The sequence below is a fragment of the Saccharicrinis sp. 156 genome (assembly GCF_050589685.1).
Lineage (GTDB): Bacteria > Bacteroidota > Bacteroidia > Bacteroidales > Marinilabiliaceae > Saccharicrinis.
Genome location: NZ_JBNGOS010000015.1, coordinates 1 through 16387, shown reverse-complemented (window position 1 = coordinate 16387; position 16387 = coordinate 1). Strand labels below are relative to the sequence as shown.

Here is a 16387-nt window from a genome sequence, read left to right as displayed (position 1 = left end):
TGATAAAAATGAAGGCAATAAAAACAATACTTACACTCGTTGTAACCATACTGCCAACATGTTTGAATGGGCAGGTCATAACGCCCGAAGAACTAAACAGCTGGCCGTTTTATGGGCAAGGAACGAAGTTAGTTGAAAGTCATAATATGTTTTTTATGAAGGAGGCCAAAGAAAGTAACGGGGTGATGATCGTGAGCCCGGAAAGTTATGGAGCAGATGTGGTGGTAAAGTACGATATAATGACCTTGACACCGGCATCTGTTTTAGTAGCTATATTGTCAGCTTCAAATCCGGGTAAGGATGCCAGCCTATCTATTCCGGAAAATTATGATGGTTCCATGAAATTATGGATCGAAGATGTGGAAAGCTATTTCTATGCCTTTAGAAATGGCCCACATAATTACACCCCGTTTATCAGAAAATATCCGGCACCTAAAGGACAAGATCCTGCCCTGGTTTCGTACGAAAAAAACATTATGCATCCCGGTGTTTTCTATTCTATTGAGATAGGCCGAAAAAAAGATGTCATCTGGCTAAAGCTAGATGGCGAAAAAATACTGGAGACAACCGATAAAAAAGCTTATGGTGGCGGTCATTTTGCATTCAGAATTAGAGGAACTGCTGGCGAGTATGCGGCTTGTCTGATTCGGAATGTGGAGGTTGTTCGCGAATAGTTGAATCTGGAAGAAATGTTATAGGAATAGATATGATTGTGATGATTGTCAGTGTGTTGTAATGCGGATTTATTCTTGTGTTGGTTCAAGAAAAAATGATATAATGTTTAAAATAGATATAAAAATAATGAAACTGAACATTTCATAAATTCCTGTAATTGGCCAATTTTAGCTTCCTTTAATTTTAAATCATGAAGAATTACATTTTTTTACTATCCGTATGGGCGCTGGCCCTACACTTTACAGCTTGTAATCAAGAAATCTCACAACCCAATATTGTGGTTGTTTTGTGCGACGATTTAGGTTATGGCGATTTGTCATCCTTTGGGCACCCGATTATTCAAACACCGAACCTGGATCAACTAGCGGAAGATGGTATAAAATTGACCAATTGCTATTCTGCTGCTCCTGTTTGTTCTCCTTCCAGAGCAGGGTTGCTCACTGGTCGCAGTCCCAATAAGGCAGGGATATATGATTTTATCCCCGGCACCAGAAAAAGTAAGGATTGCAGGGACTTGGTTCATCTGCAAAAGCACGAACAAACCATTCCGGCCATGTTGAAAAATGCGGGATATACAACTTGCTTGTCAGGAAAGTGGCATTGTAGCTCAAGGTTTAACAGCAATGTGCAACCCAAACCTGATTATTTTGGTTTCGACCATTGGTTTGCCACCCATAATAATGCAGCGCCTACCCATCAAAACCCTAAAAATTTTATAAGAAACGGTGAAGAGGTTGGGGAAATAGCAGGTTTCAGTTGTCAGATTGTGGTGGAAGAGGCAATTCAATGGCTGAAGAAGAAAGAAAAAGATAAACCGTTTTATCTGCAGGTATGTTTTCACGAACCACATGAACCAATTGCATCACCGCAAAACTTAGTAGATAAATATCTTCCTGATTCTGAAAATGAAAACCAGGCGCAGTATTTTGCCAACGTAGCCAATATGGATCAAGCTGTAGGTCGCCTGGTTCAATATCTAAAATATAGTGGCAATGATGATAATACACTCATCTTCTTCACCTCCGACAATGGACCTGAGACATTGAATAGATACTACCGTGCCACCAGATCTTATGGTTCACCGGGAGATCTAAAAGGGATGAAACTGTGGACAAATGAAGCCGGATTTCGTGTACCGGGAATTTTACATTGGATGGGACAAAATACGTTTAAAGGAACTACAGATGCAGTGGTTTCATCACTGGATTTGATGCCGACATTCGCTGAACTGGCCGGGGCAACGCTTCCTGATAGAAAACTGGATGGAGAGTCAATTGCAACCCTTATTAAAACAGGTAAACAGGAAAGGGCAAAACCTTTGATTTGGGCATTTTATAATGCGCTGAACGAACACAGGGTGGCCATGCGTTCAGGTGACTGGAAAATCTTATGCCGGCTTAAAAACGATACTTCTTATATGCCACAACTCAATAATATTTATGAAGGCAATGCAACGTCAGTGAAAAATGCAATCATGACAGATTTTGAGTTGTATAATATGAAAGATGATATTGGGGAATCCGAAAACAAAGCTATGGAATATCCCGAAGTATTCAATCGCATGAAAAAGCAATTGGAAAAGGAGTATGCCGACTTATTGGATGAAAGTTTTGTCTGGAAAAGAGAGGAGTAATAGTTAGTTGTAGATTTGTATCATTCATAAAAAAAAGAGGATAAAAATGAAGAGAAGGGATTTTGTGATAAAGTCAGTTGGTGTAAGTGTTGTTTTTACTTTGTTGTCGACTTTATGTATTTCATGTAAGGAAAAAGTGAAGGACATTGCGTTTGTCGACCGCATCTTACCTGCACCAAAGAATGGAGGCTATCAGGATTCGGCATACTGGATTTGGGGTTCTTCCGTAATTAAAGGTGAAGACGGACGGTACCATATGTTTGCCAGTCGTTGGCCACGAAATGTAAACTTCGGAAATTGGGTGACAAACTCTGAAGTGGTTCATGCCGTAGCAGATACGCCAATAGGTCCGTACGAAACAGTCGGTGCTGTGCTGCCTCCGCGAGGTAAAGAATATTGGGATGGAATGTGCACACATAATCCAAGAATAGTGAAATATAAAGATCAGTATTTGTTATATTATTTTGGAACCACCTACGATTTTGAGCGCCCTACTCCGGAGAACCCAAAAGTAGAGCGGGATAACTGGAGCAGAGCATGGCAGAATAAAAGGATTGGAGTAGCCATTAGCAATAGTGTTTATGGACCATGGAAAAGACTGGATAAACCTGTTATTGAACCAAGGGAAAAAGGACATTGGGATGCCTCCATCACTTCCAATCCTGCTCCGGTGGTAAATGAAAAAACAGGTGAAATATTACTCATGTATAAATCATCGGCCGATGCCAATAAACCACCTTTGTTGTTGGGAGTCGCCAAAGCCAGTAATCCTCAAGGACCTTACGAAAGGTTGAGCGAAGAACCTATATTGAGATTCAAATCAAAAGATAACGAAAGAATCGATCTGGAAGATCCTTATGTTTGGTGGAATGGCGATAAATACGAAGCTATCATAAAAGACCGAACCGGGGTATTGTGCGGAGAAGAAGGGGGGGGCGTCCATGCCTGGTCTGATGATGGGGTGAAATGGCAATTGTTTGAAAATCCTAAAGCCTATAGCAGAAGTATTAAATGGGATGATGGCACCACTTCGTATCAGAATCACTTCGAACGACCTTTTCTGTTGATTGAGGACGGGGTGCCTACACATTTTTTTGCCGCCACAGGAAATGGCGAAAAAGCTTGGAGTTTTGATAAGACCTGGAATATGGTCATACCTTTAAAAACAGATTTGTAAATTTTTAGTATAATGATAAGATCAAAATACATATATACGATCATTGTTTCTGCTTTAATAATGTTATCGTGTAATCAACCAGAAAGTAAAAAGCCCAATGTAATCCTTATTATGGTGGATGATGTGGGATATGGAGATTTGGCGTGCCATGGAAATCAATATATTCAAACGCCCAATATTGACGCGCTGCATGCAAAAAGCACACGGTTAACCGATTATCATGTGAGCCCAACCTGTGCACCTACGCGTGCCGCAATTATGACAGGGCACCATAACTACAGAACCGGGGTGTTTTTTACCATTAAAGGCCGATCTCTAATTCTGGAAAGAGAAACTACCATGGCTCAAATCTTTAAAGATAACGGGTATAATACAGCTATGTTCGGTAAATGGCATTTGGGCGACAATTACCCGTTCCGCCCCCAGGACAAAGGCTTTGATGAGGTTTTGATGAATAATGGTGGAGGTGTTGGGCAAACCATGGATCATTGGAACAATGACTATTTCGACGATATATACATGCACAATGGCAAACCTGAACAGTTCGAAGGTTATTGCACAGACATCTGGTTCGAGAAAGCTAAAAAATACATTGATCAAAAGAAAGATGAGCCATTCTTTTGTTACCTGTCTACCAACGCTGCACACTCGCCGTATTGGGTTGCCGATAAATATTCCGATCCTTATAACGACAATGAAAATATCCCAAATGCGTCGTTTTATGGCATGATTGCCAATATTGATGAAAACGTTGGGAAGTTGGTTGAATACTTAAAGTCCATCGATTTGATGGATAATACCATCTTAATTTTCACAGCTGACAATGGATCGGCTGCGGGTGCAAAAGTTGATCCCAAAGGTGACCGTTTAGATGGTTTTGTGATAAAAGGAAATAATGCCGGAATGCGCGGAATAAAGGCCAGTATGTATGAAGGAGGTCATCGTGTTCCCTTCTTTATTCATTGGAAAGATGGTGGCATAAAAGTAGGGAAAGATATTGACCAGCTAACCGCTCATTACGATATATTACCAACCCTGATAGATTTGTGCAAGCTTGAATTGAGTGCCGATTTAAAATTTGATGGTCAGAGTCTTGTGCCTTTGATAAATGGTGACAAATCTAAGTTTGAAGACAGAACAGTTTTTGTAAATACACAATTTTCTACCGACCCGGTTCCATGGCTTAGAACTGCGTTACTGCACAAAAACTGGCGCTTGGTTGAAGGAACCGAACTCTATGATTTAAATACCGATCCTGAACAACGGACGAATATTGCAGAGAAACATCCCGAATTAATGAAGAACTTGCTTGCTAAATATGATGCTTGGTGGAACGAGATTTCACCAACTTTTGTTGAAAAACCATTCTTTATTATTGGTGATGAAGCAGAAAATCCAACAACATTATTTTGCCACGACTGGCATTCTGAGAAATTTACACCTTGGCAGCAGAACCATATTCGGATGGGAATGGTTAATAATGGCTTTTTTAGAGTTAAGGTTGCTCAAGCAGGGACATACAGTTTAAAACTTCGCCGTTGGCCTGAAGAATCGCATTTGGCCTTAGGCGCAGAGGCTCCTGCTCGTCCGGCTCTGGAAGGAACAAGTGTTACGGCAAGCAAAAAAGGGAAGGCTTTAAATATAAAAACAGCACGTGTAAAGGTGCAGAACCATGACTTGTCGGAGAATGTAGACTTGGACGCTGAATATGTGGAATTTACCCTAGAGCTAAACAAGGGAGAAAATCACCTGCAAACTTGGTTTACATTGGATGACGGCACTGAATTTGGGGCTTATTATGTGAAAATAGAAAAGTTATAACATGAGCTCAACGATACGCATTAATGGATTGTATTGGATGAGAATTAAAGCGCAAATTTTAATTGTATTATTCGTTTTTATAGCCATCGCCACAAATGCAACAGAATATCACGTTGCTAAAGATGGAAACGATTTTAATAATGGTAGCAAAGATGCCCCATTCAATTCAATCTCAAAAGCAGCAAGAATAGCGCAGCCGGGAGATGTAATTACGGTTCATGAAGGAACTTACAGAGAATGGGTCAATCCCTATTACGAAGGAAGGAACAATCGGGACAGAATTATATATCAGGCTGCAGCAAATGAAGAGGTCTGGATTAAGGGATCGGAAGAAATAAATTCCTGGAAGAAACATAAAGGTCATGTTTGGAAAGTAGAAATAGAAAACGCATTGTTTGGTGATTTTAATCCTTACCAAGAAGTTATATATGGCGATTGGTTAACAAGTACATCAGGAAGAGATCATCATTTGGGCGAAGTCTACTTAAATGGAAAAGCACTCTACGAAATCAATAAGTTGTCTGATGTGCTAACGGAGACTCCACTGAAAAATGCGACGGATACCGAAGGTTCTAAGTACAAGTGGTATTGCGAAAGTAACCAGGAGACAACAACTATTTATGCCAATTTTAAGGGCTTAAACCCCAATAAAGAACTGGTTGAAATAAATGTTCGTCCAACCGTGTTTTGGCCCAAAAAAACAGGCATTAATTTTATTACGGTACGCGGATTTAAGATGTGTCATGCGGCTACGCAATGGGCACCTCCAACAGCAGAACAGATTGGTTTAATTGGCCCAAACTGGAGTAAAGGATGGATCATTGAAGATAACCTTATTAGTGATTCAAAATGTTCAGGCATTGTGATCGGTAAAGAAAGGTCTTCGGGGCAGAACCAGTGGAAACGTGATAAGCGGAAGCAGGGAACTCAGTATGAGCGTGAGGTTGTTTTTAAAGCCTTACAATTGGGTTGGTCTAAAGAAACCATCGGATCTCATATCATACGTAACAACACCATTAAAGATTGCGAACAGGGAGGTGTTATTGGGCACTTAGGATGTGTATTTAGCGAGATAAGCAATAATCATATTTATAATATAAATGTAAAAAGCCAGTTTGGTGGATGGGAGGTAAGTGGCATTAAACTACATGCTGCCATCGATGTTTTAATTAAAGACAACTGCATACATGATAACCATCGTGGGCTATGGCTCGATTGGCAGGCGCAAGGCGCACGTGTAACCGGGAATCTATTTTTCAATCATACAGACAACGAGGACGTATTTGTTGAGGTAAATCATGGGCCAATGATTATTGATAATAATATTTTGCTCTCTGAAAAAGGAATTCTGAATGCTTCGCAAGGAACAGCTTTTGTGAATAACTTAGTTGTGGGATATGTGCAAACCCGTGCGGCAAGTAATCGATTTACACATTACCATTTCCCACACTCTACGCAGGTTCTGGGGATGATGACCGTCATTCTTGGTGATGACCGATTTTATAATAATATTTTTGCTGCCAATAACGAAACGCTAGATAAAAGTCAATTTTACGGTTTAGATGGGTATAACGATTTTCCACCTGCCGAATACAAATGGAAATCTCCTGGTAATTTAAATGCCTATAATGCGCAGAAATTTCCAATGTTTATCGATGCCAATCTGTATTTAAATAAAGCCCTGCCATCAACCATTGAAACCAATTTTGTTGAGAATAGAACATTAAAACCAGAGATCAGTATTTCTCAGGAGGATGATGCTTATTATTTGAATATTACCATTGATGAAAGTTTAGAAAGCGTAGAAACGAAAGTTGTAAATACTGAATTGCTTGGTTACGCATTTCAGTCGGAAACACCTTTCGAGAATCCTGATGGATCTCCCGTGACCATTGATACTGATTATTTTGGAAACGCAAGAAATACAGATTCACCTCTGGTAGGTCCACTTCAAAACCTGAAAGTTGGAAAAAATAAGATTAAGGTCTGGGGCAAGTAATAAGAGTTGTGAGCGTGATCATAACTTGCTGAAGTATTCAAATCGAATTTCAAGATAATGATGAGCAGGATTAAACACGGCATTTATATATTAATACTGATTTTTGCGTCCTTGACATGCTCCAGTAATACTTTGGGACAAAAGGTTTTAATATATTGTTTATCAGATATTCCTGCTGTTCATATTACAGCGGTCGATCTCCAGCAGTCCTTAAAAGGTAAAGGGTTAAAAAGTAAAATAGCTCCGATCTCAAAGTTAAGTGCAAAGCAAGATAAAGTTCAAATTGTGATCGGCCTTCAAACCGACGAAACCTTATTGAAGCAGTTGCAGGTTGCTGGAGGTAAAAATTCGGGAGAGCTTGTGATAGAAGGCTATGCCATTGGATTGACTCAAACCAACAATCACCTTACCATTTTAGCCATTGGTGCTGATGCAATAGGAACAATGTATGCTGGACTATCCCGCGCGGAAACCATTGCACAAGATGGAATAAATCAAGCAAAAAGAAGATGGAACAGTTTTATTGCCTGCACAAAAATCGGTTATAAATAAGTAGATTAAAAGAAAGTATTGCGCTGTGAAATGTTCGAAAGATATACTCTGATTTGATAAATTTATTGTAATAAATGGAAAGAAAAGAATTTATAAAAGTTGTTGGAATTGGTGTTCTAGGTATGACTGTAGCCCCAGCGGCCTATGCACGAGGTTTCAAAAAAAGAAGCGATTATAAAACGTGCAAGGAAGCATGGGATAGTTTGTGCGGCAATATTGGTAAGACCTATAAAACGGATTGTTTTACTTACGTTCATCCCTTCAGCAAAACAACTAATGTTCTTATCTATGGCGATTCTATTTCTATTAAATATGGTTATAAAGTAAGGGAAGAGCTCGATGGAAAGGCAAACGTAATTCGTTTGTTTAAAAATGGTGGGTCGAGCCATGATTTTATTCCTAATATGAATAAAATGAATGAAACCATGTTTCAACCTCATTTAAAAAAAGGATGGAAGTTCAATTGGGATTTAATTCATTTTAATGTGGGTTTACATGACCTAAAATACCTCAAAGGCAAACACCTGAATAAAGCTGGAACACAAGTTTCTACCATCGATATTTATCAAAAGAACCTGGATGGAATTTGTAGGTACCTGAAATCAAATTATCCGAAAGCGAAATTGATTTTTGCAACAACAACCCCTGTTCCTGCTAACGCAAAAGGACGCTTCAAAGGAGACAGTATAAAATTTAATATGGCTGCCCTGGAGGTCTTGAGAAACCATCCTGAGATTGTTATTAACGATCTTTATGCATATACATTTCCACATATGGAAGAATGGGCACAAGAACCCGGTAATGTACATTATAACGAATTGGGATTCACCAACCAGGGGATAGAGGTTGCCCGGGTGATTCGTAAATATTTATAAGATATGAGCATATTGTTTAAGCATTTATGCATAGCGATTGTAGCTGCTAATTTTTGTTGCAGTGGTTACGCCAAGGCTAAAGATCATAAACAACCCAATATCATCTTTCTTATGACCGATGACCAACGTTGGGATAATTTAGGATGTTATGGAAGACCTGAGTTTAACACCCCGAATATCGACAAACTTTCGGAGCAGGGTGTTACTTTTGATAAAGCCTATTATGCGGTTGCCATTTGCATGCCCAGCCGGGTAACCATGATGACAGGCCGGTACAATTCCAACCACCGGGTGGGTTTTGTTGCCCCGGATGATTATACCTTATCGCGCGCTGATTTTGCCAAAGGTTACCCTGCTATACTTAAGAATGCAGGATATCGTACCGGCTTTATTGGCAAAGTCGGATTTACGGTTACCGAGGAAGCGACAAGGCCTAGTACACCTAAGGAGCATTACTATAAAAAACATATGGGCGATATCTTTGATTTTTTTGCCGGTAGCGAAACGCATGACAGAAATGGTATTGTCATGTGGCCTGAAGACGATCCTAAACTACAGGAGATCTATAAGGCCGGCCGACAAAATTCAGGGAGAACCCTGAGAACTGGGGAAGCGATGTTACGTTTTATTGAAACCCAGCCTACAGGTAAGCCGTTCTGCTTATCGGTCAGCTTCTACGCAGTAAAGCACGATCAAAACAGGGATATGTATGCACCCCATTTTGAGCAGTTTAAGGATTACGATCTGTCCGTACCGGGGAACTGGGTGAAAGAAAACGATCAACTACCAAAGGTTGTAACCGAACATGCACGCGGCGTACGCCTGCATCGTCAACGATCATCAACGCCCGAGCTGTATCAGAAACTGGTGCGTCGTTTCGCTACACAGGGTTATAGCGTCGATCAGCAGGTGGGGCTTTTGGTGGAGAAGTTGAAAGAGAAAGGAATACTTGATAATACCATCATCATTTACACCAGCGATAACGGGCGTTTTCAGGGTTCGCACGGACTTTATGACAAATGTCTGCTTTACGAAGAATCAGTGAAAGCACCGTTAATTGTATTTGATGGAAGGGCATCCGAAGCCAAACGAGGGTTTCGGGTGGATGCACTAATTTCATCGGTGGATATGGCGCCTACTATTCTTTCGCTCGCGGGACTCAAAGCACCCAAAAGTATGCAGGGAAAGGATTTTAGTGGAATCCTGAACAAAACACAGAACATGAAAAAATGGCGGGATGCCGTATTTATGGAAGACTTATTTCTTGCTGCTATGTTCGGCGCCCGGACTAAGGAAAATGTGGACGAGATTAACGAGAACCTGATAAAGGCCAATAAATCGTATCGCAGCCATGGCATTCGGACAGATCGTTACAAGTATTTTGTTTATTACGAACATACACCAAAAATAGAGGAATTGTATGATCTGGATAATGATCCATTGGAACAAAACAACCTGGCGTATAGTCCGGAACATGCCGAACTTTTAAAGAAGTTGCGAAAACAAACCGGGGAAATGTACAGGGAGGTTACGAAGCAAAAATAATATTAGTAAAATATAGTTATTAACAGTGTGGTTACGATTAGAAAAGTATCCAAAGTTGACTTAGACTTTCCTATATCGCGCTATAAAAATAAAAATTTAATACAAATGAGAAAATACAGTCTGCTTACAGTATTAAGCCTTTTTATAATAACTTTCGTTGGTTGCAATCAACCTAAGGATAAAAAGGAATCTAAAATTACTCAAAAACCAAATATACTAATTATTTACACTGATGACCAGGGCTATGGTGACGTAAGTGCGCTAAACCCTGAGGCCAAGTTTAAAACCCCAAATATGGATAAACTGGCTAACGAAGGGGTAGTTTTCACGGATGGACACAGCAGCGATGCGGTCTGTACGCCTTCCCGGTATTCGCTTTTGACGGGACGTTACAGTTGGAGAACTTCTTTAAAGAAAGGTGTTTTAAGAGCTGATGGACCCTGTTTGATTGAAAAAGGACGTATGACCATCGCATCCATGTTAAAAACGAAAGGTTACAATACCGCCATGGTGGGTAAATGGCATTTGCAAATGGATTTTGCCGGCCAACCGGGAAAAGACCGTGATTGGTCGCAACCTTTTACGGATGGGCCTATTGAGAAAGGCTTTGACTACTTTTTCGGTCTCCCTGCCTCGATGAACTTTGGGGTGCTGACTTTCCTGGAAAATGATAGGGTGCTGGATCCTCCTGTACTTTGGACCAAAAAGAAAAAGAATACAAACCCGCGAACCTATAAAGATGCCAGCCCTGCAGATTATAGAATGACTCCGCCTTATCAGGACGAAAAAATGAGAGGTGGTGTCGAGGTGGCGCCTTCGTTTAATGACGAACTGGTGTTGGAAACTTTTGCGAATAAAGCGGTTGAACGTATAAATAGGTTGGCGCAGGATGCGAAAAAAGGAACCCCATTCTTCTTGTATGTGCCCTTAACCAGCCCACATTTGCCACATTGTACACATCCCGACTTTCAGGGTAGAACAGAATGTGGTAATTATGGCGATTTTATGGAAGAGACCGATTACAGGGTAGGGCAGGTGTTAGATGCTTTAGAGGCAAATGGGCTTACGGAAAATACGTTGGTAATATTTTCTTCTGATAACGGTGCGGAAACCAATTATACTTATCATCGCGACACTTACGGACATTATAGCAATTTACATTTTAAAGGAGGTAAAAGGGATATCTACGAAGGAGGACACCGTGTGCCTTTTATAATGCGTTGGCCTAAAGGTATAAAGGCGGGTTCCAAAGTGAACGAACCGGTGTGTCAGGTTGATTTTTTGGCAACAATAGCCGATATTGTAGGTGCTTCTGTTCCTGATAATGCAGGAGAAGACAGTTATAGTTTGTACCCGTTTATCACAAACGAAGCATCTAAATACAAATCGGAACGGGCAGTAATACATCATGCTGCCTCAGGTCATTTTGCTATCCGTCAGGGAAAATGGAAACTAAATATGTTACGTGGTTCAGGAGGTTCCTTTCAGCCTACTTTTGTTGAACCTGGCGAAGGTGAGGCCTCATATGAGTTGTACGATATAGAAAATGATCCGGGAGAAACAACCAATTTATTTTTCGAACATCCTGATGTAGTGGAGAGATTAAAAAATAAGATATCTAAAATCATAATAGAAGGTAGATCTACAACCGGTGAACCTCAAGAATTTGTCAAGGAAAACTGGGAGCAGGTAACATGGATGAAACTCTAATTTAAATTAATATGTTATGCAGAATATGAAAGTCTATAAAATCCTTTTGCTATTTGCGGCAATCTCTTTTTGTCTTTTTGCTGGTGCTTATTTAATGGAGCAAAATCAATTTACAGGCCCTTTTTTAATAAGTGCATTGGTTGGTTTGGCTATAGCAGTGAGAGGTTACCATAGGTTTAAAGGCTTTTCTTATTCCATAATGATTCTATCGGCCGTTACTATTTCATTGTATTATCCTCAGTATTTTATTGGCATAGGTGGTTTTCAGTTTAAACTGCTTATCGTGCCCTTACTGCAAATCATTATGTTTGGAATGGGCTCGCAGATGAGTTTAAGCGATTTCGTAGGGATTATTAAAATGCCCAAAGGAGTAATCGCCGGTGTCATTTGCCAGTTTAGTATTATGCCGATAATTGGTATTTCAGTGGCTACTTTATTTAAGTTTGCTCCAGAAATAGCGGCCGGAATTGTGCTGGTGGGCTCCTCACCAAGCGGGATGGCATCAAATGTGATGTCGTTTATCGCCAAAGCAAATCTCGCATTATCCGTCACACTAACAGCATTTGCTACTTTATTGTCACCCCTTATGACGCCTTTCTTAATGAAAGTTTTTGCCGGTCAACTTATCGAGATTGATTTCTGGAATATGATGACGGGAATCTTTAATATGGTGATTCTTCCAATATGTGCTGGATTAATTTTTAACTTGTTTTCTCAGGGATTTAGCTTTAAAAAGACTCAGGTAATTCAGCTGGCTAGTTTTTTAGGTGTAATATTCCTGAAAAGTGTTATCAATTATTTTACGGCTGCACATGTTATCTCCGTATTACTAAACAACTATTTATGGGATATTCTATTGTTCGCGGTTGCTCCGGTAATGATGGCTTTTGTTTTTAAAATTCTAGCAAAAGGAAACAAAGAACTTCTGGATAATATATTGTCATTTGTTTCGATGACGGGCATTGGTTTAATTATCACTATAATCACCGCCGCAGGAAGAGACAGTCTTTTGGAAGTGGGCCTATTGCTCATTGCAGCCTGCTTTCTGCATAATATTTTTGGATACTCCTTGGGGTATGGCGTAAGTAAGCTGCTCAAATTAAAGGAGCAGGATTGTAGAACAATTGCGCTTGAGGTAGGCATGCAAAATGGAGGCCTGGCTTCCGGCCTGGCACTTCAAATGGGTAAAGTGGCAACAGTGGGTCTGGCACCTGCCATCTTTGGGCCGCTAATGAATATAACCGGATCATCACTGGCCACTTGGTGGCGAGGGAGATCTTTAAAACAGAGTAAATAAAAACACATAAATATATGACAATGAAACAATTCAATTACTTATTATTATTATTATTATTATTTGTTATTTCCGTAAATATTATCGGGCAAAATAGTATCGCCGAAATTAAAGATGCAGATAAAAACCAACCTATTACCCTGACCTATAAAACTATTGACACCGTAAAACTTGACTTAACTTTTAGGTATCCACCTGAATTTAAAAAATCGAAGAAATATCCTACCATTGTTTTCTTTTTTGGAGGAGGTTGGAATGGAGGAACAGTAAAGCAGTTTGAACCTCAGGCCGAGTATTTTGCTTCCAGAGGTATGATCACTGTGTTGGCCGACTACCGTGTGAGAAGCAGGCATAAAACCACACCCTATGCATCCGTTGCAGATGCTAAGTCAGCCGTGCGGTTTTTACGCAAACATGCAAAGGAGTTAAATATTCATCCTAAAAAAATTGTGGCTTCGGGAGGCTCTGCAGGTGGACATTTGGCTGCCGCTTGTGGCACCTTGCCCGGTTTGGACGAACCCGACGAAGACTTAAACATCAGTTCAAAGCCCAATGCCCTAATACTCTTTAATCCTGTTTTCGACAACGGCCCCGAAGGTTTTGAGCATAAAAGAATGGGAGAACGCTGGCAGCAAATATCACCTGCTCACAATATTACTGAAAAAGCACCACCTACTATCGTGTTTCTAGGTAAAGAAGACCACTTGATACCGGTTTCATCTGCTGAAAACTATAAAGCAAAAATGGAGGCTTTTAACAGAAGGTGCGACCTGCATTTGTACGATGGTGCCGGTCATGGTTTTTTTAACAACTACAAGTACGATGGGAAGTTTTATACATTAACAGTTCGGGAAGCTGATCAGTTTTTAAAGTCTCTCAAATACATTAAAGGGGCTCCTGAACTTTAACAAGTTCGTAAATTTCGTGAGAAAATAATCAATAGCTGCCGGAAGTAGTAATTATTCATAAATACTAATCCGTTAGGTCATCAATAACACTTGGAGACACCATAAATAAGTTTATCATATTTAGGTGTTTCGGTGTTTTGGCGGTATAAATCACTTAAAGGCTATCGTTTATTTTGTATGTTTGTTTAAACCTCAATTTAAAATGAACAATAAAATAAATCTGGAAATAATAATTAATGAGCTTGCCCTTGATAATGAAGCTTCGCTGTAAGAGTTATTTAATTATTATTACCCCAGATTATAAAGAATATTTTACTGGTACTCCCTTCTATTTCGTATATGAAAGAATCTCCGTCTATGGGTGAAAATGCTCCATACAAATAGGTATTCTTGAATGCATGTTGATACGTTACATTAGGCTTAACTCCCTTTGTTGTTAGGCACCTTCCTATATGAGTCGTTAAGCCAAATCTACTTTCATCTTGAAAGTATAAATTCAATGACTTGTACATACTTTTATTTAGACCTATTCTAATTGTCTCACTTCATTAATGAGTTTTTAAAAAGGCTTCAATAGCCTGTTCGTCTTTTTTATAATGAGATTTTCGTGGGGATTTAATTTTTTGTTTTAAAGTGCCTTATTAAGTAATCTCTTAAAGTGTGGTAATTTATGTCTAAACTATGTTTTTCCTTAATCCACAGAACAGCGTCCCAGTAGCCTAATAGAGGTTCTTTTGAGTCGTTTAATTTTTCTTCATACTCTGATGAATATCAGAAGGAATAACACTTTTGCGCCTACCTCCACTTTTTAACTTTAGTAATGCATTAAGCCCCTCGTCCTTATATTGCTTAAGCTATCGTTTAATTGTCGCATGGTCTACCCAAAGATGCATAGCTACCTCTAATTGACCCTTAAACTTTGATTCTTTTATTAGAATTAAGCTCATAAGTCTTGCACGTATACGGTGATTTTTCTCTTTGAAATGTATTTTTTTAAGTATTCTATACTTTCTAAAACCGTTAGTCCAGATTGTCTTGCCATGCATTAAAGACATTAATATTTAAGCGCATTATAAACTTTACCTGGTATTACTTTATTTATTGAGATAACAGTAATATTACCAACTTTAGGTTTCCATAAACCTTCTGTGCATCATTTATTGCATTTATTAGGATCATGATACTATTGACTGAATTAGCTATAGCTTATTTTTGTTATGTAATTATTACTATTCGCCCTGTGGAACATTTGTTTGGGGAATCAACACCCATTTTGGTAATGGGTTGAAATTAAGTATCTTGTAAGTAAGACTTTTATCTCTTATATCTAATCTAAAAAATTAACAATAAAATTCTGCTCATTTAAATGCCATCAATAATGAAATTAAGCCGAGGATTAACCTTAATAGGGTTCTGGTTATGTTGCAACCTTGTATGTAACGCTTCACTAAATGAGAAACCGAACCATAAACCAAATACTTATCTGAGCACCAACGCCCAATCTAAACCAGGCTTTAACGGGGATACTATCTCGTATATATTCCAGGTAAAAAATATCTCAGATAAAACACAAACCATTCATTTAAATATACGCAAACCCAGGGAATTGGCTTGCGAAACTATTCTTTCAGAAGAGAAGTTTATCCTAAAGCCGGGAACTGAACAGACCGCCGGTATATCCGTGATCATGAATGACCTTATTCCGGTGGGCGGATACGAAAACGCCATGTTGATCGCAAAAAACGAAAAAGGAGAAGAACTGGCTTGTTTAAAGTTCAGTACGACTCATGCTAAAGCTCATCCATTTTTACTGACAACCAATCAATTATTTAAAGAAGTAGCTAATAAAGTTGAAAAATGCGATTGGGCTAAAGATAACTTCAATAACATGCTAAAGGAGCTGGATAGTTTTGAATTCCCGGAACAAAAGGTAATTACAAAACCTCGGCCAACAAAAGTTTGGAGTAGCCTTAATTATGTGGCAAGTGATGGTGAAAAAGCTTTTAAACTGGCCATTGCATATCGATTGACCGGAGAGAAAAGATATTACAATAAGCTCATAGCTTTTATTCAAGAACTTACCGATCCGAAAAATGGTTATCTTTCGGTTGGTGCAGCCACAACAAATAGAATATAATTAATCACGATGCACCGAAGAAAGTCCCAACTGTGGGTTCGGGTGATTAAATATATTCGTT

General features: G+C 39.3%; 12 protein-coding genes. All 12 read left to right on the top strand.

The genetic code is table 11. The features are described from left to right. The first annotated feature begins 8 nt into the window (after positions 1-8). On the top strand, positions 9-674 hold the full coding sequence (locus ACRD64_RS11170) for a DUF6250 domain-containing protein (protein ID WP_430933434.1): 666 nt from the start codon (positions 9-11) through the stop codon (positions 672-674). Between the two features lie 191 nt (positions 675-865). Further along, positions 866-2308, top strand: coding sequence for a sulfatase-like hydrolase/transferase (locus tag ACRD64_RS11165; RefSeq protein ID WP_430933433.1), 1443 nt, complete (start codon positions 866-868; stop codon positions 2306-2308). Positions 2309-2354: 46 nt separating this feature from the next. Further along, a complete protein-coding gene (locus ACRD64_RS11160; RefSeq protein ID WP_430933432.1) occupies positions 2355-3485 on the top strand; it encodes a glycoside hydrolase family protein in 1131 nt (376 codons plus the stop codon). A 12-nt stretch (positions 3486-3497) separates the two neighbouring features. Continuing rightward, a complete protein-coding gene (locus ACRD64_RS11155) occupies positions 3498-5306 on the top strand; it encodes an arylsulfatase (RefSeq protein WP_430933431.1) in 1809 nt (602 codons plus the stop codon). 1 nt (position 5307) lies between these two features. Further along, positions 5308-7305, top strand: coding sequence for a NosD domain-containing protein (locus tag ACRD64_RS11150; RefSeq protein WP_430933430.1), 1998 nt, complete (start codon positions 5308-5310; stop codon positions 7303-7305). Between the two features lie 57 nt (positions 7306-7362). Beyond that, the gene (locus ACRD64_RS11145) at positions 7363-7857 is read left to right on the top strand and encodes a hypothetical protein (protein WP_430933429.1); all 495 of its coding nucleotides are present in this window, start codon (positions 7363-7365) and stop codon (positions 7855-7857) included. Positions 7858-7931: 74 nt separating this feature from the next. Continuing rightward, entirely contained in the window at positions 7932-8732 is an 801-nt protein-coding gene (locus ACRD64_RS11140) for an SGNH/GDSL hydrolase family protein (RefSeq protein ID WP_430933428.1), read from the top strand. A 3-nt stretch (positions 8733-8735) separates the two neighbouring features. Then, the gene (locus ACRD64_RS11135) at positions 8736-10277 is read left to right on the top strand and encodes a sulfatase-like hydrolase/transferase (protein WP_430933427.1); all 1542 of its coding nucleotides are present in this window, start codon (positions 8736-8738) and stop codon (positions 10275-10277) included. A gap of 105 nt (positions 10278-10382) precedes the next feature. Beyond that, on the top strand, positions 10383-11987 hold the full coding sequence (locus tag ACRD64_RS11130) for a sulfatase family protein (protein ID WP_430933426.1): 1605 nt from the start codon (positions 10383-10385) through the stop codon (positions 11985-11987). A gap of 16 nt (positions 11988-12003) precedes the next feature. After that, positions 12004-13284 carry a bile acid:sodium symporter family protein gene (locus tag ACRD64_RS11125; RefSeq protein WP_430933424.1) on the top strand — a complete coding sequence of 427 codons (1281 nt, stop codon included), beginning with the start codon at positions 12004-12006 and terminating at the stop codon, positions 13282-13284. A gap of 20 nt (positions 13285-13304) precedes the next feature. After that, positions 13305-14189, top strand: a complete 885-nt coding sequence (locus ACRD64_RS11120) for an alpha/beta hydrolase (protein ID WP_430933423.1) — start codon at positions 13305-13307, stop codon at positions 14187-14189. A gap of 1378 nt (positions 14190-15567) precedes the next feature. After that, positions 15568-16326, top strand: coding sequence for a hypothetical protein (locus ACRD64_RS11115; protein WP_430933422.1), 759 nt, complete (start codon positions 15568-15570; stop codon positions 16324-16326). Positions 16327-16387: the final 61 nt, after the last annotated feature.

Coding starts and splice junctions, on each gene's coding strand:
- ACRD64_RS11160 (WP_430933432.1), top strand. CDS start 2,355: ATGAAGAGAAGGGATTTTGTGATAAAGTCAGTTGGTGTAAGTGTTGTT.
- ACRD64_RS11145 (WP_430933429.1), top strand. CDS start 7,363: ATGATGAGCAGGATTAAACACGGCATTTATATATTAATACTGATTTTT.
- ACRD64_RS11155 (WP_430933431.1), top strand. CDS start 3,498: ATGATAAGATCAAAATACATATATACGATCATTGTTTCTGCTTTAATA.
- ACRD64_RS11135 (WP_430933427.1), top strand. CDS start 8,736: ATGAGCATATTGTTTAAGCATTTATGCATAGCGATTGTAGCTGCTAAT.
- ACRD64_RS11150 (WP_430933430.1), top strand. CDS start 5,308: ATGAGCTCAACGATACGCATTAATGGATTGTATTGGATGAGAATTAAA.
- ACRD64_RS11125 (WP_430933424.1), top strand. CDS start 12,004: ATGCAGAATATGAAAGTCTATAAAATCCTTTTGCTATTTGCGGCAATC.
- ACRD64_RS11170 (WP_430933434.1), top strand. CDS start 9: ATGAAGGCAATAAAAACAATACTTACACTCGTTGTAACCATACTGCCA.
- ACRD64_RS11165 (WP_430933433.1), top strand. CDS start 866: ATGAAGAATTACATTTTTTTACTATCCGTATGGGCGCTGGCCCTACAC.
- ACRD64_RS11115 (WP_430933422.1), top strand. CDS start 15,568: ATGAAATTAAGCCGAGGATTAACCTTAATAGGGTTCTGGTTATGTTGC.
- ACRD64_RS11140 (WP_430933428.1), top strand. CDS start 7,932: ATGGAAAGAAAAGAATTTATAAAAGTTGTTGGAATTGGTGTTCTAGGT.
- ACRD64_RS11130 (WP_430933426.1), top strand. CDS start 10,383: ATGAGAAAATACAGTCTGCTTACAGTATTAAGCCTTTTTATAATAACT.
- ACRD64_RS11120 (WP_430933423.1), top strand. CDS start 13,305: ATGAAACAATTCAATTACTTATTATTATTATTATTATTATTTGTTATT.